At 60.7% G+C, this 22,343-nt stretch carries 23 protein-coding genes, 1 tRNA gene and 1 pseudogene; 16 read left to right on the top strand and 9 right to left on the bottom strand.

Annotation, left to right across the window (positions count from 1 at the left end; translation table 11 throughout):
- Position 1 precedes the first annotated feature (1 nt).
- A complete protein-coding gene (locus HU715_RS22315) occupies positions 2-415 on the bottom strand; it encodes a rhodanese-like domain-containing protein (RefSeq protein WP_186710851.1) in 414 nt (137 codons plus the stop codon).
- A gap of 152 nt (positions 416-567) precedes the next feature.
- Between HU715_RS22315 and gpmI the strand changes: the two genes are divergently transcribed.
- The 4 genes from gpmI (at position 568) to HU715_RS22295 (ending at position 5,757) form a co-directional block, all read left to right on the top strand.
- Positions 568-2,097 (top strand): 2,3-bisphosphoglycerate-independent phosphoglycerate mutase, encoded by a 1,530-nt coding sequence (gene gpmI, locus HU715_RS22310; protein ID WP_186710852.1) that lies wholly within the window; start codon positions 568-570, stop codon positions 2,095-2,097.
- Between the two features lie 238 nt (positions 2,098-2,335).
- Complete coding sequence (locus tag HU715_RS22305; RefSeq protein WP_186710853.1) at positions 2,336-3,628, top strand: murein hydrolase activator EnvC family protein; 1,293 nt, start codon at positions 2,336-2,338, stop codon at positions 3,626-3,628.
- 31 nt (positions 3,629-3,659) lie between these two features.
- Positions 3,660-4,976: a S41 family peptidase gene (locus HU715_RS22300; protein ID WP_186710854.1), complete on the top strand. Its 1,317-nt coding sequence runs from the start codon at positions 3,660-3,662 to the stop codon at positions 4,974-4,976.
- 1 nt (position 4,977) lies between these two features.
- Positions 4,978-5,757, top strand: a complete 780-nt coding sequence (locus tag HU715_RS22295) for a divergent polysaccharide deacetylase family protein (RefSeq protein WP_186710856.1) — start codon at positions 4,978-4,980, stop codon at positions 5,755-5,757.
- 407 nt (positions 5,758-6,164) lie between these two features.
- Here the strand turns inward: HU715_RS22295 and HU715_RS22290 are convergent, their stop codons facing one another.
- The 7 genes from HU715_RS22290 to HU715_RS22260 form a co-directional block, all read right to left on the bottom strand.
- Entirely contained in the window at positions 6,165-6,911 is a 747-nt protein-coding gene (locus tag HU715_RS22290) for a substrate-binding periplasmic protein (RefSeq protein WP_186707247.1), read from the bottom strand.
- A 63-nt stretch (positions 6,912-6,974) separates the two neighbouring features.
- Positions 6,975-7,745 (bottom strand): imidazole glycerol phosphate synthase subunit HisF, encoded by a 771-nt coding sequence (hisF, locus tag HU715_RS22285; protein ID WP_003196830.1) that lies wholly within the window; start codon positions 7,743-7,745, stop codon positions 6,975-6,977.
- 9 nt (positions 7,746-7,754) lie between these two features.
- A complete protein-coding gene (gene hisA / locus HU715_RS22280; RefSeq protein WP_014336098.1) occupies positions 7,755-8,492 on the bottom strand; it encodes a 1-(5-phosphoribosyl)-5-[(5-phosphoribosylamino)methylideneamino]imidazole-4-carboxamide isomerase in 738 nt (245 codons plus the stop codon).
- A gap of 99 nt (positions 8,493-8,591) precedes the next feature.
- Positions 8,592-8,846, bottom strand: a complete 255-nt coding sequence (locus tag HU715_RS22275) for a DUF2164 domain-containing protein (protein WP_030141479.1) — start codon at positions 8,844-8,846, stop codon at positions 8,592-8,594.
- Positions 8,846-9,484 carry an imidazole glycerol phosphate synthase subunit HisH gene (gene hisH / locus HU715_RS22270; RefSeq protein WP_186707248.1) on the bottom strand — a complete coding sequence of 213 codons (639 nt, stop codon included), beginning with the start codon at positions 9,482-9,484 and terminating at the stop codon, positions 8,846-8,848. The genes HU715_RS22275 and hisH overlap by 1 nt, the downstream gene beginning before the upstream one ends.
- Entirely contained in the window at positions 9,484-10,077 is a 594-nt protein-coding gene (gene hisB / locus HU715_RS22265; protein WP_186707249.1) for an imidazoleglycerol-phosphate dehydratase HisB, read from the bottom strand. The genes hisH and hisB overlap by 1 nt, the downstream gene beginning before the upstream one ends.
- Before the next feature lie 284 nt (positions 10,078-10,361).
- A complete protein-coding gene (locus HU715_RS22260) occupies positions 10,362-12,023 on the bottom strand; it encodes an OFA family MFS transporter (protein WP_186707250.1) in 1,662 nt (553 codons plus the stop codon).
- Positions 12,024-12,409: 386 nt separating this feature from the next.
- On the opposite strand from HU715_RS22260, the gene HU715_RS22255 reads away from it, so the two are divergent.
- The 10 genes and pseudogenes from HU715_RS22255 (at position 12,410) to HU715_RS22210 (ending at position 20,966) form a co-directional block, all read left to right on the top strand.
- Positions 12,410-14,641, top strand: a complete 2,232-nt coding sequence (locus tag HU715_RS22255) for an AsmA family protein (protein ID WP_186707251.1) — start codon at positions 12,410-12,412, stop codon at positions 14,639-14,641.
- On the top strand, positions 14,638-15,705 hold the full coding sequence (gene mutY / locus HU715_RS22250) for an A/G-specific adenine glycosylase (protein WP_186707252.1): 1,068 nt from the start codon (positions 14,638-14,640) through the stop codon (positions 15,703-15,705). Before HU715_RS22255 ends, mutY begins: the two co-directional genes overlap by 4 nt.
- Entirely contained in the window at positions 15,702-15,974 is a 273-nt protein-coding gene (locus HU715_RS22245; RefSeq protein WP_186707253.1) for an oxidative damage protection protein, read from the top strand. The genes mutY and HU715_RS22245 overlap by 4 nt, the downstream gene beginning before the upstream one ends.
- Before the next feature lie 102 nt (positions 15,975-16,076).
- Positions 16,077-16,152 (top strand) — tRNA-Phe (locus HU715_RS22240).
- Between the two features lie 115 nt (positions 16,153-16,267).
- Positions 16,268-16,597, top strand: a complete 330-nt coding sequence (locus HU715_RS22235) for a DHCW motif cupin fold protein (protein WP_186707254.1) — start codon at positions 16,268-16,270, stop codon at positions 16,595-16,597.
- 65 nt (positions 16,598-16,662) lie between these two features.
- The gene (locus HU715_RS22230) at positions 16,663-17,070 is read left to right on the top strand and encodes a hypothetical protein (RefSeq protein WP_186707255.1); all 408 of its coding nucleotides are present in this window, start codon (positions 16,663-16,665) and stop codon (positions 17,068-17,070) included.
- A gap of 209 nt (positions 17,071-17,279) precedes the next feature.
- Positions 17,280-17,555, top strand: a pseudogene (locus HU715_RS22225) (PDDEXK nuclease domain-containing protein); the annotation flags it as partial.
- Positions 17,556-17,639: 84 nt separating this feature from the next.
- Entirely contained in the window at positions 17,640-18,245 is a 606-nt protein-coding gene (locus tag HU715_RS22220) for a biliverdin-producing heme oxygenase (protein WP_186707256.1), read from the top strand.
- On the top strand, positions 18,242-20,476 hold the full coding sequence (locus tag HU715_RS22215) for an ATP-binding protein (protein ID WP_186707257.1): 2,235 nt from the start codon (positions 18,242-18,244) through the stop codon (positions 20,474-20,476). The genes HU715_RS22220 and HU715_RS22215 overlap by 4 nt, the downstream gene beginning before the upstream one ends.
- A gap of 40 nt (positions 20,477-20,516) precedes the next feature.
- On the top strand, positions 20,517-20,966 hold the full coding sequence (locus HU715_RS22210) for a hypothetical protein (RefSeq protein ID WP_186707258.1): 450 nt from the start codon (positions 20,517-20,519) through the stop codon (positions 20,964-20,966).
- Between the two features lie 9 nt (positions 20,967-20,975).
- Here the strand turns inward: HU715_RS22210 and HU715_RS22205 are convergent, their stop codons facing one another.
- Complete coding sequence (locus HU715_RS22205) at positions 20,976-21,425, bottom strand: carboxypeptidase regulatory-like domain-containing protein (protein WP_186707259.1); 450 nt, start codon at positions 21,423-21,425, stop codon at positions 20,976-20,978.
- Between the two features lie 182 nt (positions 21,426-21,607).
- On the opposite strand from HU715_RS22205, the gene vapB reads away from it, so the two are divergent.
- Complete coding sequence (gene vapB / locus HU715_RS22200; RefSeq protein WP_058546214.1) at positions 21,608-21,838, top strand: type II toxin-antitoxin system VapB family antitoxin; 231 nt, start codon at positions 21,608-21,610, stop codon at positions 21,836-21,838.
- A complete protein-coding gene (gene vapC, locus HU715_RS22195; protein WP_186707260.1) occupies positions 21,838-22,257 on the top strand; it encodes a type II toxin-antitoxin system tRNA(fMet)-specific endonuclease VapC in 420 nt (139 codons plus the stop codon). Before vapB ends, vapC begins: the two co-directional genes overlap by 1 nt.
- Positions 22,258-22,343 lie beyond the last annotated feature (86 nt).

The raw sequence follows: 22,343 nt of genomic DNA, 5'->3' as shown, positions 1-22,343 counted from the left end.
GTCACTTCACCAGGGGCAGATTGTCGGCTTTCCAGCTCGCAACGCCACCGGACAGTTTGGCGGCGGTGAAGCCGGACTTCATCAGTTCGCGGGCAAGGGTACCGGCCTGCTGGCCCTGGGCGTCCACCAGAATCAGCGTCTTGGCCTTGTGTTTTTCCAGTTCGGCCGCACGAGCGATCAGTTTGTCCTGGGGAATGTTCAGCGCGCCGACAATGTGACCGGCGGCGTAGTCCTTGCTCGGGCGGATATCGACCACGACGCCGGCGTCCTTGTTGACCAGCGCGGTCAGCTCGCCGGTGCTCAGGCTGCGTCCGCCGCCCTGCATCGTGTGGGCAACCAGCAACGCCAGCAGTACGACGAAGATACCGACGAGAATGTAGTGGTTAGTGGCAAATTCAATCAGGTGAGCAACCATCGAAGGAGGTTCCAGGGCGTTAAAATGTCGGCCAGTATACACAGCACGCAAGGCCGGCCAAACCCCGCCCGGCGGTGACGCCGTCGGAACTTACCTTTAAACTGCCCGTCCCTTTTCCATCGTCTTCTTTTAACCCGCCACGAGTGGATTCCATGACTACCACGCTTAAACCTTTGGTCCTGATGATTCTCGACGGCTTCGGTCACAGTGACAGCCACGAATCCAACGCCGTGTATTCGGCCAACAAGCCGGTGCTGGACCGTTTGTGGGCCACCGTGCCCAACGGCCTGATCTCCGGCAGCGGCATGGATGTCGGCCTGCCGGACGGGCAGATGGGCAACTCCGAAGTCGGCCACATGAACCTCGGCGCAGGCCGTGTGGTGTACCAGGACTTCACCCGCGTGACCAAATCGATCCGCGACGGCGAATTCTTCGAAAACCCGACCATCTGCGCCGCCGTGGATAAAGCCGTGACCGCCGGCAAGGCCGTGCATTTCATGGGCCTGTTGTCCGACGGTGGCGTGCACAGCCACCAGGATCACCTGGTCGCCATGGCCGAACTCGCTGCCAGGCGTGGTGCTGAAAATATTTATCTGCACGCCTTTCTCGATGGCCGCGATACGCCACCGAAGAGCGCCGAGTCGTCGATCAAAGTATTGGACGACGCGTTCAAGGCGCTGGGCAAAGGCCGGATCGCCAGCCTGATCGGTCGCTACTTCGCCATGGACCGCGATAACCGCTGGGACCGAGTCGCCCAGGCTTACAACCTGATCGTCGATGGCAATGCCGAGTTTCATGCCGCCACCGCGCAAGAAGGCCTGCAAGCCGCCTACGAGCGCGGCGAAAGCGACGAATTCGTCAAGGCCACCACCCTCGGCGCGCCGGTTAAAGTCGAAGACGGCGATGCCGTGGTGTTCATGAACTTCCGCGCCGACCGCGCCCGCGAACTGACCCGCGTATTTGTCGAAGACGATTTCCAGGAATTCGAACGCGCCCGCCAGCCGAAACTGGCCGGTTTCGTGATGCTGACTCAATACGCCGCCAGCATTCCCGCGCCATCGGCCTTCGCCGCCGGCAGCCTGGAAAATGTGCTCGGCGACTACCTGGCGAAAAACGGCAAGACCCAGCTACGCATCGCCGAGACCGAAAAGTACGCCCACGTGACGTTCTTTTTCTCCGGTGGCCGTGAAGAACCTTTCCCGGGTGAGGAACGCATCCTGATCCCGTCGCCAAAAGTCGCCACCTACGACCTGCAACCGGAAATGAGCGCGCCGGAAGTGACCGACCGCATCGTCGATGCCATCGAGAACCAGCGCTACGACGTCATCGTTGTGAACTATGCCAACGGCGACATGGTGGGCCATAGCGGCGTGTTCGAGGCGGCGGTCAAGGCCGTGGAATGCCTGGATGCCTGCGTGGGTCGCATCGTCGAGGCTTTGGAAAAAGTCGGCGGGGAAGCGTTGATCACGGCCGACCACGGCAACGTCGAGCAAATGTCCGACGAATCCACCGGCCAGGCCCACACCGCCCACACCACCGAGCCGGTGCCTTTCATCTATGTCGGCAAGCGTGACTTCAAGGTTCGCGACGGCGGCGTGCTGGCTGACGTAGCGCCGACCATGCTGATGTTGCTGGGCATGGAGAAGCCGGCGGAGATGACCGGGACTTCGATCCTCGTCTGACGAAACACAAATCCCGCAAACCTGTGGGAGCAAAGCTTGCTCGCGATAGCAATCCAACCATTTACATCTTCGTTGGATGTGCCGACGTCATCGCGAGCAAGCTTTGCTCCCACAGGGGTTTGGCGGGAAATGAGTGCCTTGCCCTGCTCCAGTTATCACACAGCCCCAAATGGGCGTTTTTTTTGCAGCGTGGGGCGGGCATACTAGGCCGTCCCTTACCCTGGTGCCGCCCGCCTCTATGCTTCGCGTCCTGATAGCCCTCGCTCTGACCTGCCTGCTCCAACCGGCCTTTGCCGACGAGCGCGCGCAAACCCAACAGCAGTTGGAAGCCACGCGCCAGGACATTGCCGAGCTGAAAAAACTGCTGGGCAAGTTGCAGGAAGAAAAATCCAGCGTGCAGAAAGACCTGCGCGGCACCGAAACCGAGATGGGCAAGCTGGAGAAGCAGGTCGACGCCCTGCAAAAAGAGCTGAAGAAAAGCGAATCCGAGCTGCAGCGGCTCGATGGAGAGAAAAAAAAACTCCAGGGCGCGCGCACTGAGCAGCAAAAGCTGATCGCCATCCAGGCCCGGGCCGCCTACCAGAACGGCCGCCAGGAATACCTCAAGCTGCTGCTCAACCAACAGAACCCCGAGAAATTCGCCCGCACCCTCACTTATTACGACTACCTGAGCCAGGCCCGCCTGGAGCAACTCAAGAATTTCAACGAAACCCTGCGCCAACTGGCCAATGTCGAAAAAGACATCGAGCTGCAGCAAGCCCAGTTGCTGGTGCAGAAAAGCAGCCTCGACACCCAGCGTGAAGAACTCGAGAAGGTTCGCAAGGAGCGCCAGGTGGCCCTGGCCAAGCTCAATGACGACGTGAAGGCCCGCGACAGCAAGCTCAAGGCTCGCGAGCAGGACCAGGCCGAACTGGCCAATGTGTTGAAAACCATCGAGGAAACCCTGGCCCGTCAGGCTCGAGAGGCAGAAGAAGCGCGTCAGAAAGCGCTGATCGCCCAGCAGGAAGCCGAAAAAAAGCGCTTACGTGAAGCCCAGGCCGACGCGGACGCCGGCGACGCCCCGCGCAAACCGGCAAAAACCAGCCCCGGCGCGCTGGTTTCCAGTGATGGCGAAACCTTCGGCGGTGCTTTTGCTTCAGCCCGAGGCAAACTTCCATGGCCGGTCAATGGTCGATTGCTTGCGCGCTTCGGTGAAACCCGCGGCGACGACACCCGCACCAAGTGGGACGGGGTCATGATCAGCGCTTCCGCCGGCAGCCAGGTGCATGCCGTGCATGGCGGTCGCGTGGTATTCGCCGACTGGTTGCGTGGCGCCGGCCTGTTGGTGATCCTCGATCACGGCAACGGTTACTTGAGCCTGTACGGCCACAACCAGACGCTGCTCAAGGCGGCGGGCGATGTGGTCAAGGCCGGTGAGTCCATCTCCACGGTCGGCAACAGTGGCGGGCAGGATACGCCAGCGCTGTATTTCGCTATTCGTCAGCAGGGTCGCCCCAGTGACCCGGCCCAATGGTGTCGTGCGCAAGGATAGCGCGCCCATCCTATTAAGGAGTTCGTTCGACATGCTGCATTTGTCCCGCCTCACCTCGCTGGCCCTGACGATCGCCCTCGTGATCGGTGCGCCCCTGGCTTTTGCCGCCGAACCGGCCCCATCGGCACCCGCCGCCACCGCCGCGACCACCAAGGCCCCGCTGCCGCTGGACGAACTGCGCACCTTTGCCGAGGTCATGGACCGGATCAAGGCCGCCTATGTCGAGCCCGTGGATGACAAGATGCTGCTGGAGAACGCCATCAAAGGCATGCTCAGCAACCTTGACCCGCACTCGGCCTACCTGGGGCCGGAAGATTTTGCCGAATTGCAGGAAAGCACCAGCGGCGAGTTCGGCGGCCTGGGCATCGAAGTCGGCAGCGAAGACGGTTTCGTCAAGGTCGTCTCGCCGATCGACGACACGCCTGCCTCGAAGGCTGGCATCCAGGCCGGTGACTTCATCGTCAAGATCAACGGCCAACCGACCCGCGGCCAGAGCATGACCGAAGCCGTGGACAAGATGCGCGGCAAGATCGGCCAGAAGATCACCCTGACCCTGGTACGCGACGGCGGCACGCCGTTCGATGTGACCCTGACCCGGGCGGTCATCCAGGTCAAGAGCGTGAAGAGCCAGCTGCTGGAATCGGGCTACGGCTACATCCGTATCACTCAGTTCCAGGTCAAGACCGGCGAAGAAGTCGCCAAGTCCCTGGCCAAGCTGCGCAAGGACAACGGCAAGAAACTCAACGGCCTGGTCCTGGACCTGCGCAACAACCCCGGCGGCGTGCTGCAATCGGCCGTGGAAGTGGTGGACCACTTCATCACCAAGGGCCTGATCGTCTACACCAAGGGGCGCATCGCCAATTCCGAACTGCGTTTCTCGGCCACTGGCAACGACTTGAGCGAAGCCGTGCCACTGGTGGTGCTGATCAACGGCGGCAGTGCCTCGGCCTCGGAAATCGTCGCCGGCGCCCTGCAGGACCAGAAACGCGGCGTGGTCATGGGTACCACCAGCTTCGGCAAGGGCTCGGTGCAGACTGTGTTGCCACTGAACAACGAGCGCGCCCTGAAGATCACCACCGCGCTGTACTTCACGCCTAACGGCCGCTCCATCCAGGCCCAGGGCATCGTCCCGGACATCGAAGTGCGCAAGGCCAAGATCACTAGCGAGGCGGATAGCGAATACTTCAAGGAAGCCGACCTGCAAGGTCACTTGGGCAATGGCAACGGCGGCGCCGACAAACCGACCGGCTCCGGCGCCAAGGCCAAGCCAATGCCGCAGGACGACGACTATCAATTGGCCCAGGCCTTGAGCTTGCTCAAGGGGTTGAACATCACGTCCGGCCGCTGAGATGGGCTTGCGCTTCACCTTCGTCCTGCTGTGCCTGCTGGCGGGAGCCGTTAACGCGGCCCCCGCCACACCTTCTTCGCCGCACAAGGCGTACCTGAGCCTGATCATCGACGACCTGGGGCAGAACCTGCCTCGGGATCGCCGGGTATTGGCCCTCCCTGGTCCGGTCACCGCCGCGATCATGCCCGACACGCCCCATGCCGCCGAGCTCGCCCGCGAAGCCCATCGCGCCGGCAAGCTGGTCATGCTCCACATGCCCATGGACCCGGCCACCGGGCCATTCGCCTGGCATCCGGAACTGCCCATCGAAGAACTGGGCAAACGCCTGGACGCCGCGTTCGCCGCCGTGCCCTATACCAGCGGGATCAACAACCACATGGGCAGCCGCATGACCGCCCAACCCCAGGCCATGGCCTGGCTGATGGCGAATTTGCAGCAGCGTCACAAGTTTTTCGTCGACAGCCGCACCAGCGCCCAGACCGTCGCCGCCGCCGAGGCGCAGAAGATCGGCCTCGCCAGTGTGTCGCGGGATGTGTTCCTGGATGACGAGCGCACCGAAGCAGCCATAGCCGGCCAGCTCCAGATCGCCATTGACCTGGCCCGCCGGCAAGGCTCGGCCGTGATGATCGGCCATCCCTACCCGCAGACCCTGGCCGTGCTCGAACGCGAACTGCCCAAGCTCAAGGCCCAGGGCATCGAATGGATCGACATCAAATCGATGATCAGCCTGCGCAGCAACCGGGCGATGGTTGGGCATGGGAAAGATGGGGTTTATCGGTAGCAGCCCATCGCGAGCAAGCTCGCTCCCACAGTGGTTCTGCATCGGGCACAAGATTTGTGTTCACAGCTGATCCCCTGTGGGAGCGAGCCTGCTCGCGATGAAGGCTGCACATTCAACATCTCTGCAAGCTGATCCACCGCATTCGCGAGCAGGCTCGCTCCCACAGGGATTCTGAGGTGGGCATCGTATCTGTGAACACCCAGGCAACTTTGTGGGAGCGGGCTTGCTCGCGAAGGGGCCAGCACATTCAACATCTCTGCAAGCTGATCCACCGCATTCGCGAGCAGGCTCGCTCCCACAGGGATTCTGAGGTGGGCATCGTATCTGTGAACACCCAGGCAACTTTGTGGGAGCGAGCCTGCTCCGGGCGGCGATCCGACGAAGGCGGCAGCGCGGCGGCTGAAGTTCTAGAGATACCGCGCCATGATCGCGTCCACTTCACCTTCCTTGCGCAGCTCATCCAAGGCCTTTTGTAGCCGGGCAACCACGTCGTCAGGCACGTCCTTGTTCAAGGCCAGGTACAGCTCGGCACTGTTGAAGCGCAGCACAGTCTTGAGATCGCTCACCCCTTCCTGTCGCGCCAGGTACCGCCCGGCCGGGTCACCGGTGGCCCACAGGTCGATCTGGCCATTGACCAGCTTGCGGGCATTGTCCTGGTCACGCAGCACGACCATCGGCTTCAGCCCTTGCTTGGCCAACGTCTCGGCGATCGCGTCGCCCTTGTAGGCACCGATCTTGTATTGGCGCGCCTGCTCCAGCGAGTCGAGAGCGATCTTGCTGTCGGCCTTGGCGAGCAAGATCCAGTCGTCCGGACCAATGGGGCCGACCCATTTGAACAGTTTTTCACGCTCCGGTAACCGCGCCATGACAAACACACCGTAACCCGGACTTTCCAGGGCGAGTTTGTAGATGCGCTCCCAAGGGAAACGCAGCGTCAGGCTGTAGGAGATATCGGCACGCTTGAATATTTCCCGGACGATGTCCACGGCAATGCCATGGATGTTCTCGTCCTGGGCGAAGTTCTTGCCGTTCTTGGCCATGTTGTACGGGGGGAAGTTTTCCGTCAGCAACACCAGCGATGTATCAGCGGCACGGACGGTGCCTGCGAGCAGCAACGTGGCACCGGCAAAGGCAAGAACGAGGCGTTTGAGCATGTCGGGCTACCGCAATCCATGGTGTGCCCAAGAGTGCCTTGGGCCCGCCATGGTGTCCAGCGATCAGCGAATGCAGATACCGCGATGAGCCATGTAGGCCTTGGCTTCCGGCACGGTGTATTCACCGAAGTGGAAAATACTCGCCGCCAGCACCGCGCTGGCATGGCCTTCGAGGATGCCGTCGGCCAGGTGTTGCAGGTTGCCGACGCCGCCGGACGCGATCACCGGAATGCCCAGGGCATCGCTGATGGCGCGGGTGACACCTAGGTCAAAGCCGTTCTTCATGCCGTCCTGGTCCATGCTGGTCAGCAGGATTTCACCGGCCCCGAGGCCTTCCATCTTCTTCGCCCACTCGACGGCGTCCAGGCCCGTAGGTTTGCGCCCACCGTGGGTGAAGATTTCCCAGCGCGGGGTTTCGCCCGGGCCGGAGACCTTCTTCGCGTCGATGGCCACGACGATGCACTGCGAGCCGAAGTGCTGGGCCGCTTCGCCGACGAATTCCGGGTTGAACACCGCCGCAGTGTTGATGGACACCTTGTCCGCCCCGGCATTGAGCAGGTTGCGGATGTCCTGCACGGTGCGCACGCCACCGCCCACGGTCAGCGGGATGAACACCTGGCTGGCCATGCGCTCGACGGTGTGCAATGTGGTGTCGCGGCCATCGACGCTGGCCGTGATGTCGAGGAAGGTAATCTCGTCCGCACCCTGTTCATCGTAGCGACGGGCGATTTCCACCGGGTCGCCGGCATCACGGATGTTCTCGAACTTGACGCCCTTGACCACCCGGCCGTTGTCCACGTCCAGGCAAGGGATGATGCGTTTGGCCAGCGCCATGGTCAGTCCTCAGCCTTTGTACGAATCGCAGAAAGCTTGCGCTTCAGCGACGTCGAGGGTGCCTTCATAGATCGCACGACCGGTGATTGCACCGATGATGCCCGGCGCCTTGGCGTCGAGCAGCGACTTGATGTCACCCAGGTTATGGATACCACCGGAAGCGATCACCGGGATCTTGGTGGCAGCGGCCAGTGCAGCGGTGAACGGCACGTTGCAGCCCTGCATCATGCCGTCTTTGGCGATATCGGTATAAACGATCGAGGACACGCCGTCGGCTTCAAACTGCTTGGCCAGATCGATGACCTGCACGGTGCTGATTTCAGCCCAGCCATCGGTGGCGACGAAACCGTCCTTGGCATCCAGGCCAACGATGATTTTGCCAGGGAACGCGCGACAGGCTTCGGCGACGAAAGCCGGGTCTTTCACAGCCTTGGTGCCGATGATCACGTAACTCACGCCAGCCTTGACGTAGTGCTCGATGGTTTCCAGCGAGCGAATGCCGCCGCCGATCTGGATCGGCAGGTTCGGATAGCGCTTGGCGATGGCCGTAACCACTTCGCCATTGACCGGCTGCCCTTCGAAGGCGCCGTTGAGGTCGACCAGATGCAGGCGACGGCAGCCGCCTTCCACCCACTTGGCGGCCATGCTCACCGGGTCATCGGAAAACACCGTGGAGTCTTCCATGCGGCCCTGGCGCAGACGTACGCAAGCGCCGTCCTTGAGATCGATAGCGGGGATAATTAGCATGCTTTTCCTTCGTCAAAGAGCTGCAAGCTGCAAGCCATAAGCTGCAAGCAGGCACGCATTCCAATACTTGCAGCTTCAAGCTTGAAGCTTGCCGCTGCTCTAATTCTTTTCGAGCGCCCACAAGTCGCTTTCAATGCTTTCGAACCTTTCTTTAAGGTGCGCCTGCACATCGAAAATCGCCCTGTTGTAATAATGCGGAGCAATTTCGCGGGTAAACAGGTCAAGAATTTCCGCCGCCTCGAACGAGCCCAGGTCCAGCTCGAAACGTTCCTCCATGAACCGCTGGATCTTGCGGTTCGCTTCACTCTCCTGCTCGGGCGTGAGGGTGAGGATCGGCGGTTTCTTGCGGGCCATTACCAGCGCCCGTCCCACGCCGCGAAGTTCTGCAACAGTTGCAGGCCGTGGGTATGGCTCTTCTCCGGGTGGAATTGCACGGCGAAGCGCGAACCGTCGGCCAGGGCCGCGGCGAAATCGACGCCATAGTGACCGCTGCCCACCACCTGCCGCGCATTACCGGCGGCGATGTAGTAGCTGTGCACGAAGTAGAAACGCGCCAGGTCCGGAATGTTGTGCCACAGCGGATGATCCACCGCCTGCTTCACTTCGTTCCAGCCCATGTGCGGGACTTTCAAGTGCTCGCCGTCTTCATGCAGGCCCTTGCCAAAGAACTTCACCTGGCCTGGGAACAGCGAAATGCAATCGACACCGTCGTTCTCTTCACTGCGATCGAGCAAGGCCTGCATGCCCACGCAAATACCGAGGAATGGACGGTCCAGGCTGACTTCGTGCACCAGCTTGTCGAAGCCCAGGCGACGAATCTCGGCCATGCAATCACGAATCGCCCCGACGCCGGGGAACACCACTCGGTCGGCTTCGCGAATCACGTCGGCATCGCTGGTGATCAGCACCTTGCCGGCGCCCACGTGTTCGAGGGCCTTGGCCACCGAGTGCAGGTTGCCCATGCCGTAGTCGATAACCGCGACCGTCTGCATTACAGGACGCCTTTGGTGGAAGGCATCTGGCCGGCCATGCGGTCGTCGAGCTCCACAGCCATGCGCAGCGCGCGGCCGAACGCCTTGAACACGGTTTCGATCTGGTGGTGGGTGTTGTGCCCGCGCAGGTTGTCGATGTGCAGGGTCACGTTGGCGTGGTTGACGAAGCCCTGGAAGAATTCCTGGAACAGGTCAACGTCGAAGCCGCCGACGGTGGCACGGGTATAGGGCACATGCATTTGCAGGCCAGGGCGGCCGGAGAAGTCGATGACCACGCGCGACAGCGCTTCATCGAGCGGCACGTAGGCATGGCCGTAACGGCGGATGCCTTTCTTGTCGCCGACGGCCTTGGTAAAGGCCTGGCCCAAGGTGATACCGACGTCTTCCACCGTGTGGTGGTCGTCGATATGCAGGTCGCCCTTGCTGACGATGTCCAGGTCGATCAGCCCGTGACGGGCGATCTGGTCCAGCATGTGCTCAAGAAAAGGCACACCGATATCAAACCGGGCCTTACCGGTGCCATCCAGGTTGATCGAGGCTTTGATCTGGGTTTCCAGAGTGTCGCGCTCGACAGACGCCTTACGTTCGGCCATCACCAGCTCCGCAAAATCATTGGGCGAAAAAGGCAGCCATTATAGGGGCGCGAGCGGCAAACAGAAACAAAAGAGGTGACATCACTGACGGGCTGAAGCCCGGGCTGTCGGTGATAGACATGTCCATACAAGCTTTCAAGGTCACCCAAAAGCAAATGTGGGAGCGGGCTTGCTCGCGAAGGCGGCGTATCAGTCGACATCATCGTTAACTGACACACCGCATTCGCGAGCAAGCCCGCTCCCACATTTAGGGTTGCCCTGGCCTGACGGTCAGGGCAACGGTCTTAGCGGAACAACACCGCCGTCTTCTGCAGGGTCACCCACACTCCCCACGCCAACGGAATGCCCACCACCAGCCAGGCGGCGATCGCCAGGGGCTTGGTGCCCGGTGCGGCTTTCCATTCCAGCGAAGTGGTGCTGTCGGCGCCCTTGTCATGGCCCAGCGCCTGTTCGGCGGCCAGTTCGGCGTCGGTCATGAAGTACTTGTCGGCGACCGGACGGACCAGCAGGTTGCACAGGAAACCCAGCACCAACAGGCCGGCAAGGATATACAAGGTGATGTCATAGGCCGCGGCACGTTCAACGCCGATGCTCAGCTGATATTCACGCAGGTAGTTCACCAGTACCGGACCCAGCACGCCCGCAGCAGCCCAGGCAGTCAGGAGACGACCGTGGATTGCGCCAACCATTTGCGTACCGAACAGGTCCGCCAGGTAGGCTGGCACGGTGGCGAAACCGCCGCCGTACATCGACAGGATGATGCAGAACGCCGCCACGAACAGCGCGACGCTGCCCAGATGACCGAGGTTCGGGATCAGCGCGTACAGGGCAAAGCCCAGGGCGAAAAACACGAAATAGGTGTTTTTACGACCCAGGTAATCCGAGAACGAGGCCCAGAAGAACCGACCGCCGATGTTGAACAGGCTCAACAGACCGGTGAAGCCGGCCGCGATGGCCGCGATCTGGCCCAGTTGCACAGCGTCCAACTGACCGAACGGCAGGTCATTGCCCAGCAGCTTGCCGCCGAACACTTCCTGCAACAATGGCGAAGCCATGCCGAGGATGCCGATACCCGCCGATACGTTCAGGCACAGCACCAGCCATACCAGACGGAACTGCGGGGTTTTCCAGGCGACATTCACGTGAACGTGGCGATGGGTGATCATCGCGTTCGCGGCTTTCTTCGGTGCCGGGGTCCAGCCTTCAGGCTTCCAGCCAGTCGGCGGCACGCGGTACGACAAGGCGCCACCGATCATGAACACGAAATAGATCGCAGCCATGACCAGGAAGCTCTGCCAGACGCCCACGCCAGTCGGCGAAGCGAAGTGGTTCATCAGCGCCGCAGCCAGCGGAGCACCGACCATCGCACCACCGCCGAAGCCCATGATCGCCATGCCGGTCGCCATGCCGCGCTTGTCCGGGAACCACTTGATCAGCGTGGACACTGGCGAGATGTAGCCCAGGCCCAGGCCGATACCGCCGATCACCCCGGAACCGACCCACATCAGCCAGATCTGATGGGTATAGATACCCAGCGCGGAAATCAGCAGGCCACCGCACCAGCACAAGGCCGATACAACGCCGGCCTTGCGTGGCCCGGCGTGTTCCAGCCAGCCGCCCCAGATCGCTGCCGAGCAGCCCAGGAAGATGAAGAACAGGGTGTAGATCCAGCCGAGCATCGAGATCGGCCAGTCACATTGGGACGAAAAGACTTGCGAGATGAAGCTCATATCCGGTGCACAGGCCACAGGCTTGGTAATCCCCAAGGCTTTGGACAGTGGCAACCAGAACACCGAGAAGCCATAGGCCATGCCGATGCACAAGTGAATGGCCAGTGCGGCCGGTGGAACCAGCCACCGGTTGAAACCCGGCTTGGCGATGATGCGCTCCTTGGAGAGGAACGCTGGCTGGTCGGCGACGCCGCCCGCCGTGATGCTCGTGCTCATTGTGTATCCCCCAGTTATTGGAATGGTTCGTCAGCCACGCATCACCCTCAGCCTTCATTGCACGCAGGCATGGCTGTATTTTCTGGTGAAGCTCCATAGTGTGCGACATCAAGTCGCAGAAGGACGGACGAACGGGCAAAGGTTACCATTTGCTCGTGGCAGAAAAACCAAAGTGATATCACCTTTTTCGTGCCATCTGTCTTATCGCACGCTTGCTCGCTTTCTGTAGGGGACTAACGATTTATTTTTTCCGCGGCTGAAACCAGCCCCGTCCCCATGGGTCTTTGTTCGGCAGGCCTGCCGGAAGAACGATCACTCAACGCGCCACCAACTCGGGGCGTTATACTCGCGGCTAAATTTTGAACTCAACCTACAAGGATTCGCCCATGAAAGCGTTCGGCAAAATCCTGGGTCTGGTACTTCTCGGGCTGTTGCTGATCATTGTGGCCCTGGGCTTTGCCCTGACCCACCTGTTCGATCCCAACGACTACAAAGAAGAGATCCGCCAGATAGCCCGCGACAAGGCCCACATCGAGCTGACCCTCAATGGCGATATCGGCTGGAGCCTGTTTCCATGGCTGGGCCTGGAGTTGCACGACGCCAGCGTCGCGACCTTGGCCAATCCAACCCAACCTTTCGCCGACCTGCAGATGCTCGGTCTTTCGGTCCGGGTCATCCCGCTGCTGCGCCGGGAAGTGCAGATGAGCGATGTGCGCGTCGAAGGCCTGAACCTGCGGCTCAACCGTGACAAGAACGGTCACGGAAACTGGGAAGACATCGGTAAAGCGCCGGCCTCCGCGACGACGGCGAACACCCCGGCACCGACGCCGGCCGAACAGCCAGCCCCGCCTGCTAGCACCCCGGCAGAAAAACCTGCCCAGCCGACCCGCCTGGACATCGACAGCCTGACCGTGAACAACGCCCGGGTCGAATACACCGACGAGCAGACCGGCAAGCTGTTCACCGCCGAAAGCATCCAACTGAGCACCGGCCCGGTCCACGACTCCACCAATATTCCGGTGACCCTGACTGCATTCCTGTCCAGCAACCAACCGGCCGTGCGCGTACGCACCGAAGTGACCGGCGAACTGCGCTTCGAGCGCGCCTTGCAGCGCTACAAGTTCGAAGACCTGAAACTGTCCGGCGAGGCCACCGGTGACCCGTTGCAGGGCAAGACCCTGAATTTCGCCGCCCAAGGCCAACTGTTCCTGGACAAGGCGGCCAATGTCGCCGAATGGACCGGCATCAAGCTGTCGCTCAACCAACTGCGCGCCCTCGGTGAGCTGAAGGTCAACGACCTCGACAAGAACCCGCAATTGAATGGCGGAATATCGATCGCCCAGTTCGATCTGGCGAAATTCGTCGACAGCGTCGGCCAGACACTCCCGGCCATGGCCGAAGGCAGCCTGAGCAAGGTCGAATTGGCCAGCCGCATTGCCGGCACGCCAAGCAGCGTCGAATTCAACGACATCAACCTGAAGGTCGACGACAGCCACTTCAGCGGCCGTATCGCCGTGGCAGACTTTGCCAAGCAGGCCCTGCGCGTGCAGCTCAAGGCCGACACCTTCAACGTCGACCGTTACCTGCCGCCAAAATCCGCCGAAGCCGACAGTTCCAAGGCGGCCCGTGAGGCTGAAGTCAGCAACACCGAAGCCAGCGCCATGGCCGGTGCCGGCAGCACACCGCTGCCGAGCGCTCCGACCCAGGGTGCCTGGAGTAACGATCGGCTGTTTCCGGTGGAGCGCCTGGGCAAGCTGGACCTCGATGCCGACCTGACCTTCGGGCAACTGACCCTCGATAAACTGCCGATCGAGAACGCCGCGCTCAAGGCCAGCGGCCTGGGTGGCCTGCTGACCCTGGAGAACCTGCGGGGTGACCTGTACAGCGGCAACTTCGAAACCAAGGGCACCCTGGATGTACGCCAGCCTACGCCACAGTTGAGCCTGCAAACCCGCATCAACCGGGTCCCCGCCGAGAAGATCATCGAAAGCCAGGGCAAGAATCCGCCGGTCAAGGGCCTGGTCACGCTCAACAGCACAATAACCGCCAATGGCAATAGCCAGAAGGCCCTGATCGACAGCCTCAACGGCAACGCCGGGTTCGTCATCAACGATGGCGTGCTGCTCAATGCCAACCTTGAACAGCAATTGTGCAAAGGCATCGCCACCCTCAATCGCAAGTCCCTCAGCGGCGACCCCCGGGGCAAGGACACGCCGTTCCAGCAACTCAACGGCAATCTCACCTTCAACAATGGCGTTGCCCACAACCCGGACCTGAAAGTCCGCATCCCCGGCATGACCGTCAACGGCAACGGCGATATCGACCTGCGAGTGCTGGGCATGGACTACCGTGTCGGCGTCATCGTCGAAGGCGACAAGAGCGACATGCCCGACCCGGCCTGCCAGGTCAACGAGCGCTATGTCGACGTCGAATGGCCGTTGCGCTGCCGCGGTCCCCTGGAGCTGGGGGCGAAGGCCTGCCGCCTGGACAACGACGGGCTGGGCAAGGTCGCGGCGAAGCTGGCCGGCGACCGGCTCGGCGACAAGATCGATGAGAAGCTCGGCGACAAGGTCAGCCCCGAACTGAAAGATGCGCTCAAGGGGCTGTTCAAGCGATGAGAGCCGAGCAGTTTTCCACGGCCGTCCTAGATTGGTTCGACCGCCACGGGCGTCACGATTTGCCCTGGCAACAAGACATCTCGCCCTATCGGGTGTGGGTCTCGGAAATCATGTTGCAGCAGACCCAGGTCAGCACCGTGCTCAATTACTTTGACCGGTTCATGGCCTCGCTGCCCACCGTTCAAGCCTTGGCCGCCGCGCCGGAGGACGAAGTGCTGCACCTGTGGACCGGGCTGGGTTACTACACCCGTGCGCGCAACTTGCAGAAGACTGCGAAAATCGTCGTCGAGCAGTACGGCGGCGAATTCCCCCGGGACGTGGAAAAACTCACCGAGTTGCCGGGCATCGGCCTGTCCACCGCCGGCGCCATCGCCAGCATCAGCATGGGCCTGCGGGCGCCGATCCTCGATGGTAACGTCAAGCGGGTGCTGGCGCGTTTCACCGCCCAGGAAGGCTACCCAGGCGAACCCAAGGTGGCGAAACAGCTCTGGGCCACCGCTGAGCGCTTCACGCCGCAGGACCGGGTCAACGCCTACACCCAGGCGATGATGGACCTTGGCGCCACGCTCTGCACCCGCAGCAAACCCAGTTGCCTGCTCTGCCCGCTGAAGCAAGGTTGCGAGGCCCACATGCTGGGCCTGGAAACCCGCTACCCGATCCCCAAGCCGCGCAAGGAGGTGCCGAAAAAGCGCACCTTGATGCCCATGCTGGCCAACCACGAGGGCGCGATCCTGCTTTACCGTCGCCCTTCCACCGGGCTGTGGGGCGGGCTGTGGAGCCTGCCGGAACTCGACGACCTCGACGACTTGCAGCACCTGGCCCTGCAACACTCGCTGGAACTGGGCAGCCAACACGAAATGCCGGGCCTGGTGCACACCTTCAGCCACTTCCAGCTGGCGATCGAGCCCTGGCTGGTCCGGGTCCGGGAAACCGGCCATCACGTGGCCGAGGCCGACTGGCTCTGGTATAACCTCGCCACCCCGCCGCGCCTGGGCCTTGCCGCCCCGGTCAAAACCTTGCTCGAACGCGCGGCCGCCGTAATGAACGCAGGAGAGTTGCAATGACCCGCACCATCATGTGCCGCAAGTACAAAGAAGAACTGGAAGGCCTGGAACGTGCTCCATTCCCGGGCGCCAAGGGCCAGGATATTTTTGACCACGTCTCGGCCAAGGCCTGGGCCGACTGGCAGAAACACCAGACCCTGCTGATCAATGAAAAACGCCTGAACATGATGAACGCCGAAGATCGCAAATACCTTCAGGGCGAGATGGACAAGTTCTTTTCCGGCGAAGATTACGCCAAGGCCGAAGGCTACGTACCGCCGTCCGAATAAGCTGTTCAGCGTGGGGGCGAATCGTAAGCGACGGTAATAATTAAATATTTTTTGAAAACTTGCTTGACGCCCCCCTGAAAAACCCGTTTAATGCGCCCCGTTGCCCAGATAGCTCAGTCGGTAGAGCAGGGGATTGAAAATCCCCGTGTCGGCGGTTCGATTCCGTCTCTGGGCACCAAATACCGAAAACCCCGATCAAGCAATTGATCGGGTTTTTTTATTGCCTGGATTTTCTTCCTCCGCCTTAACGACTCAGCTACATTCGTCCGCTCCCCTCCAGCAAGCGAGTCGACATGGACATCACGGGCATTCCCTTCGGCACCACCGATTGGTCAACCATCGAACCCACCGAGCACAAGGGCATCACCGGAACCGCTTATTGGCGCACACGGCAATTCGGGCATATTCGGGTACGGATGGTGGAATACACGGCCGGGTACCTGGCCGACCATTGGTGCACCAAGGGCCATATCCTGTTTTGCCTCAAGGGCGAGCTCAATACTGAACTCGAAGACGGTCGGCAATTTTTGCTCAAGGCCGGCATGAGCTACCAGGTCGCCGACCAGGCCGAACCCCATCGTTCCTCCACTTCATCGGGAGCTACGCTCTTCATCGTGGATTGAGATTCGAAGCGTCCGCGTTGAAGCTGTAGGATAGGTGGCCTTATTTTCCAGCAAGGAACCGACCCATGGCATCGGTCAACAAACAGCAGAAACGAAACCAGCGCGCCAAGGTGAAAGCCAAGCAGAACCGGGTTAAGCGCTCCACTGCGCCGAATGACTTCCTCGACCCGAACGATGAGCGCATCGATCTGGAAACCGTGGACCTATCGGACCTGTTCCAACTGATGGGTGCCGCCGAAAAGATCAGCCAACAGGCCATGTGCACGGCCTTCCTGGGCCATCCACTGCTGGAGTTGGTGCTGGAGCAGGAAGGTGAGGAAGAAGCCACTGACTTCATCATTACCGCCCTGATCGAATATCGCCGCCTGACCACGGGTGTCGATGAGCAGACGGCGCTGGACTGGGTGGAGAGCAAGCAATTCCAGGCTGATTATGTCGCCGCCTCCCAGGCTCTGGCGCAAGGTAAGGTCTGAGCAGCGAAGGGACTCGCGCTTGACTACAGGCTGTAGGGACAGCTCCTACACACCAAGGCCAACGGACATAGGACGGCGTCATCCCCGTCCTGCATAAATCAGTTATTTTTCCCTCCAAGCAATCAGCCCCGTCCGGCATCATCGAGACGTCGCCTGGAGCATCCTTGCGGTCCGCCCCCTCTCAATGGCTGGATACCGCGATGACGCCACTGCTGCCCCAGGATGACCCACAGCTTGCCCCCTTGATCAACGAACTCGGCGAGCTGATTCGTCAGGCTCGCCAGAAACCTACCGTGGGCATCATTCTCTGCGCTCAAAAGGATGAGTCGGTGGTGCGTTATTCCGTGTTGCAGGGCAATGAACAGTTATTCACCAGCCAGTATCAGTTGGTGCTCCCCACCGAAGAAGAGCTGCGCAACGCGCTGGATCGCGAACAGGCACGCCTTGAGGAAGGGGCAATCGGGCGCAGTGACTTCAAGGAATAAAAGCTGATCGCGCACTCAGAAAACCCATGTAAGCTTGATGCGCTTTTTTTCCAGCAACGCTCCACTCAATGAGCTCCATCCCGCATGTCACCGGCCTCTTCCCCCCCTTCCTTGATCCAGACATTGCGGACCGAAACCGCGGAGCTGCACGTCGCCCTGGAAAAACGCCTGCCGTTTTTCTCGCCAGAGTTGGACCTGGATCTATACCGGCGCTTGATGGCGGCCTACTACGGTTTTTATCAGCCCCTGGAGCAGCGGCTTCACAGGCTGACGCTGATTCCAACCGGGCTGGACCAATCCTTGCGCATCAAACTCCCGGTATTGCGGGCCGATCTCGCGGCTCTGGGCCTGGATGACGGCGCTATCGAGGCACTGCCCACCTGCCAGGCACTGCCACGAATCGACTCCCGAGCCGCCGCCCTGGGCGTTTCCTATGTGTTGGAAGGCGCAACCCTCGGCGGGCAGATCCTGCGGCGCAGGGTGGCCGAGCAGCTCGGTCTGGATGCGTCCAGTGGCGCGGCCTTTCTCGATGTGTATGGCGAACTCACCGGCCGACGCTGGAAGGATTTCCTCCAATACCTGGACGACAGGAACCTTGGCGAGGCCCGGACGCTCGAAGTCACACGCGCCGCCAAGGCGACGTTCACTCATTTTGAACACTGGCTGGACAGCCAAAAGGTACTGTTATGACCTCGGAAAACCAGGAAGCCTTCGAAGAACTGCTGGCCAATTGCGCAGACGAACCGATTCGCTTCCCCGGGGCCATCCAGCCTCATGGTGTGTTGTTGATGCTGTCCGAGCCCGACTTCGTGATCCGTCAGGTCAGCGCCAACGTGTTGCAGTTGATGGCGCACGATCCCCACAGGCTGTTGGGCCAGACCCTCGACGCACTGTTGGGGCTGGAACAGGCCGAGGCGATCCTCGTCGCCTGTCGCGCTGCCCCGGATAGCGACAACGTGCCCGTGGCCATTGTCGTGAATCAGCAGCGCTTTGATGCCCTGGTGCATCGCCATCAGGGGGCTCTGATCGTCGAACTGGAACAGCACCTGAGCGACTATCGCCCCGAAGGCGTCAGCGGCGAGGCCAACCTGGGCCGCATGCTGCAACGCCTGCAAAGTGCAAAAACCCTCCAGGCCCTGTACGAAATCAGCGTGCGGGAAATCCAGGCCATGACCGGTTACGACCGGGTGCTGATCTATCGCTTCGAGGAAGAAGGCCACGGCCAGGTGATCGCCGAGGCCAGCGCACCTTCAATGGAACTCTACAAAGGGCTGTTTTTCCCAGCCTCGGATATTCCCGAACAGGCCCGTGAGCTGTATCGCACCAACTGGCTGCGGATCATCCCCAACGCCGACTACGCACCGGTGCCGCTGGTCCCGGAGGCGCGGCCCGACACCCTGGCGCCCCTGGACCTGAGCTTTGCCACATTGCGCAGCGTCTCGCCGATCCACCGTCAGTACATGAAAAACATGGGCGTGCTGTCGTCCATGAGCATCTCGTTGATGGACGGCGAGCGCTTGTGGGGGCTGATCAGTTGCGGCAATCGCCAGCCATTGCTGGTGCCCCATGAAATGCGCATGGCCTGCCAGACTATCGGTCAGGTGCTGTCGCTGCAGATCAGCGCCATGCAGGCGCTGGAACTCACCCGGCAACGGGACGCCAAGCTGGAAGACCTCAAGGTCCTCGCCACTGCCATGGTCGAGTCCAGCGACAATGTCTTCGATGGCTTGTCCCACGAGCCGCAACGCCTCATGGACCTGACCGGGGCCAGCGGTGTCGCGATTTTCGAGGACAACAAGCTGCATCGCCACGGCCAATGCCCGGAACCTGAGCAAATCCGCGAGCTGCACCAATGGATTCTGGAAACCGGCCAACCGGTATTCGCCCACCACAACCTGGGCAGCGTCTTCGCACCTGCCAAGGCTTATCAGGATGTGGCGAGCGGCGTGTTGGCGATCCACCTGCCCAAACCGGTAGAAAACGGCGTGCTGTGGTTCCGTCCCGAAGTGAAGCAAACCCTCCAATGGAGCGGCGACCCGCAAAAACCCCTGGACCTGGAAAACAGCGAGACCGGCCTGCGCCTGCGGCCCCGGACATCCTTCGAGATCTGGAAAGTCGAAATGGCCGGCATCAGCACCCAATGGACCCATGGCGATCTGTTCGCCGCCAACGACCTGCGGCGCTCGGCCCTGGAAAACGACCTGGCCCGTCAGGTGCAAAAGGAACGCCAGGCCGTGCAAGCCCGCGATGAACTGGTGGCCGTGGTGTCCCATGACCTGCGCAGCCCGATGACGGTCATTTCCATGCTCTGCGGCATGATGCAAAAGGCCTTCAGCTCCGACGGCTCCCACAGTTCCAAACGAATCTCTTCCGCCATCGATACCATGCAGCAGGCCACCAGCCGCATGAACGCGCTGCTGGAAGACCTGCTCGACACCTCGCGCATCGATGCCGGGCGCTACACCATCAATCCCCAGCCGACTAATGTCAGCCAGATCTTCGAAGACGCCTGTTCGCTGCTGACACCGCTGGCCACCGCCAAGGCCATCGACATGTCCTTCCATGCCGAACCCAACCTGCGGATCAACGCCGACCCCGAGCGGCTGTTCCAGGTACTGTCCAACTTGATCGGCAATGCCATCAAGTTCACGCCGCAACAGGGCTCGGTGGGGATCAGTGCGATGTCCGTCGGTAACGAGATCGTGTTCAGTGTCCGCGACACCGGTGAAGGAATTGCACCAGAGCAATTGCCTCATGTTTTCGAGCGCTACTGGACGACCAAGGAAGGCAACCCGAACGGCACCGGGCTGGGGTTGTACATTTCCAAGGGGATTGTCCAGGCCCATGGCGGTAAACTGCACGCCGAAAGCCGGCCAGGCCAGGGCAGCGAATTCCGCTTTACCGTGCCGAAAATCGACTGAGCCGGGCACCGTCCCCTAACGAATTGGAAACCGAAGCCCAATGGCCTCATTGAACAAACAGCAAAAACGCGCCAAGCGCGCCAAAGACAAAGCCAAGCAAATCCGCATGACCGGGCGCAAATCGATCCCGATGTATGGCGACCCGGCCCACGCCACCGCCCAGCCTCCGGTCTACGTGCTGGAATTGTTCGCCAAGTTGCGCGATGCCGAGGCCGTCAGCCGCAGTGAAATGCTCGATACGCTGCTGGCAAATGTTAGCGAAATGATCATCGAACGCCCGGGTCTGCTCGACCTGAAAAACGCCGAAAACGAAAGCATGGCGGCGACCAACCTGGCCGCCGACATGCTGGTGGACTACCGCATGTGGGTCGATGAGATGGACCGCGAGACCGCCCAGCGCTGGCTCAGCACACCGGAGTTCATCAAGGACTTCAGCGAGGCGCTGGACCGCTATCGCCAAGTCCTGGAAAAAGAATCCGCCGCCGAATAAGCCGGCCGGCTATTCGTCACTGTTCCAATGGAACACCAGTTTGCGCGCGGCCCCGCTGCCTACCTCAGCCGTGTCGCGCCGCGCTTCACCATTACGGGTCGCCACCACGTTGTACTTGCCTGGCGGCAGTTGCACATAAACCAGCGGCCCTGCATCGCTGAGGGTCAGCAAAGTCTGTCCTGATGCGCTTTGCACGGTGACCTCCACATCCGGGACGTATTTGTTTTCCGGGCCGATCGCAAAGGCCATGTGCAAGTTGTAACCCTGGGCCTGCTCGATGGCTCGGGCTTCGTCCTCGCCGATACCGCCGGACAGATAAGTGATGCCGTTCTGCTGCATGGGTTGGACTTGGACGCCTGTGTTGTCCACAGAGGTCAGGTTGGTGGCGTTGAGGGCGATGGGGAACAGCAGAACGCTGATGGCGATGAAAGGTAATACGACATAATGAATGAGCTTCATGGCGAGGACTCCAAGTTCTGGAAACAACTCACATGAGTTTTTGTTGGAGCACAGGTGCGCTTTAAGGTTTAGATCGATTGGGACTATGGGTTAGGACGAGATCACTTCTGCAGCCGGTATATCCCATTGACATATCCCTTCATTATCCTATGCTTCCCATTGCATTTAGTGGAGGACTGCACATGGAACAAACCACCCTTTTCATGAGCAACCGCAGCCAAGCGGTCCGGCTCCCCAAAGCAGTGGCGATGCCAAGCGACGTAAAGCGTGTAGATGTGATCGCCATAGGCAGAGCGCGCATCATTACACCGGCCGGCGAAGCGTGGGACAGCTGGTTCGACGGCGATAGCGCGACAGCAGACTTCATGGCAGAGCGTGAGCAGCCTGCCGATCAGGAGCGCGAGTCTTTCTGATGATCAAATTCATGCTCGACACCAACGTCTGTATTTTCACCATCAAGAACAAACCTCAGGTCGTTAGAGAAGCCTTCAATCGTCATCACGGCCAGCTCTGCATCAGCGCCGTCACGCTGATGGAGTTGATCTACGGTGCAGAAAAATCATCCGCCCCAGAGAAAAATCTCGGCGTCATCGAAGGGTTCTGTGCCCGACTTGAGGTTTTACCTTTTGGTTATGAGGCTGCAGCACATACCGGAATGATCCGGGCAGAGTTGGCAAAGATTGGCAGACCAATCGGCCCCTACGACCAGATGATTGCTGGCCATGCCCGTTCCCTCGGGCTGATCGTGGTCACTAATAACCTGAAAGAATTCGAAAGAGTCCCGGGACTGCGCATCGAAGATTGGACCACTGCGCCGAAGCCGGGGTTGTAACTTCGGTGGTTTGAAGTTAAAAAAACAGCTCCATCGAGCCTCCTATGGGAGTGAGCTTGCTCACGATAAAGCCATCAACTTCATAT

The sequence above is a fragment of the Pseudomonas zanjanensis genome (assembly GCF_014268745.2).
Lineage (GTDB): Bacteria > Pseudomonadota > Gammaproteobacteria > Pseudomonadales > Pseudomonadaceae > Aquipseudomonas > Aquipseudomonas zanjanensis.
Note: the sequence above shows the minus strand (reverse complement) of the source record. Positions and strands in the feature narration are given on the sequence as shown.

What these genes read in the sequence shown, in the direction of transcription:
- HU715_RS22315 (WP_186710851.1), bottom strand. Translation starts at nt 415, where the DNA reads ATGGTTGCTCACCTGATTGAATTTGCCACTAACCACTACATTCTCGTC.
- gpmI (WP_186710852.1), top strand. Translation starts at nt 568, where the DNA reads ATGACTACCACGCTTAAACCTTTGGTCCTGATGATTCTCGACGGCTTC.
- HU715_RS22305 (WP_186710853.1), top strand. Translation starts at nt 2,336, where the DNA reads ATGCTTCGCGTCCTGATAGCCCTCGCTCTGACCTGCCTGCTCCAACCG.
- HU715_RS22300 (WP_186710854.1), top strand. Translation starts at nt 3,660, where the DNA reads ATGCTGCATTTGTCCCGCCTCACCTCGCTGGCCCTGACGATCGCCCTC.
- HU715_RS22295 (WP_186710856.1), top strand. Translation starts at nt 4,978, where the DNA reads ATGGGCTTGCGCTTCACCTTCGTCCTGCTGTGCCTGCTGGCGGGAGCC.
- HU715_RS22290 (WP_186707247.1), bottom strand. Translation starts at nt 6,911, where the DNA reads ATGCTCAAACGCCTCGTTCTTGCCTTTGCCGGTGCCACGTTGCTGCTC.
- hisF (WP_003196830.1), bottom strand. Translation starts at nt 7,745, where the DNA reads ATGGCGCTGGCCAAACGCATCATCCCTTGCCTGGACGTGGACAACGGC.
- hisA (WP_014336098.1), bottom strand. Translation starts at nt 8,492, where the DNA reads ATGCTAATTATCCCCGCTATCGATCTCAAGGACGGCGCTTGCGTACGT.
- HU715_RS22275 (WP_030141479.1), bottom strand. Translation starts at nt 8,846, where the DNA reads ATGGCCCGCAAGAAACCGCCGATCCTCACCCTCACGCCCGAGCAGGAG.
- hisH (WP_186707248.1), bottom strand. Translation starts at nt 9,484, where the DNA reads ATGCAGACGGTCGCGGTTATCGACTACGGCATGGGCAACCTGCACTCG.
- hisB (WP_186707249.1), bottom strand. Translation starts at nt 10,077, where the DNA reads ATGGCCGAACGTAAGGCGTCTGTCGAGCGCGACACTCTGGAAACCCAG.
- HU715_RS22260 (WP_186707250.1), bottom strand. Translation starts at nt 12,023, where the DNA reads ATGAGCACGAGCATCACGGCGGGCGGCGTCGCCGACCAGCCAGCGTTC.
- HU715_RS22255 (WP_186707251.1), top strand. Translation starts at nt 12,410, where the DNA reads ATGAAAGCGTTCGGCAAAATCCTGGGTCTGGTACTTCTCGGGCTGTTG.
- mutY (WP_186707252.1), top strand. Translation starts at nt 14,638, where the DNA reads ATGAGAGCCGAGCAGTTTTCCACGGCCGTCCTAGATTGGTTCGACCGC.
- HU715_RS22245 (WP_186707253.1), top strand. Translation starts at nt 15,702, where the DNA reads ATGACCCGCACCATCATGTGCCGCAAGTACAAAGAAGAACTGGAAGGC.
- HU715_RS22235 (WP_186707254.1), top strand. Translation starts at nt 16,268, where the DNA reads ATGGACATCACGGGCATTCCCTTCGGCACCACCGATTGGTCAACCATC.
- HU715_RS22230 (WP_186707255.1), top strand. Translation starts at nt 16,663, where the DNA reads ATGGCATCGGTCAACAAACAGCAGAAACGAAACCAGCGCGCCAAGGTG.
- HU715_RS22220 (WP_186707256.1), top strand. Translation starts at nt 17,640, where the DNA reads ATGTCACCGGCCTCTTCCCCCCCTTCCTTGATCCAGACATTGCGGACC.
- HU715_RS22215 (WP_186707257.1), top strand. Translation starts at nt 18,242, where the DNA reads ATGACCTCGGAAAACCAGGAAGCCTTCGAAGAACTGCTGGCCAATTGC.
- HU715_RS22210 (WP_186707258.1), top strand. Translation starts at nt 20,517, where the DNA reads ATGGCCTCATTGAACAAACAGCAAAAACGCGCCAAGCGCGCCAAAGAC.
- HU715_RS22205 (WP_186707259.1), bottom strand. Translation starts at nt 21,425, where the DNA reads ATGAAGCTCATTCATTATGTCGTATTACCTTTCATCGCCATCAGCGTT.
- vapB (WP_058546214.1), top strand. Translation starts at nt 21,608, where the DNA reads ATGGAACAAACCACCCTTTTCATGAGCAACCGCAGCCAAGCGGTCCGG.
- vapC (WP_186707260.1), top strand. Translation starts at nt 21,838, where the DNA reads ATGATCAAATTCATGCTCGACACCAACGTCTGTATTTTCACCATCAAG.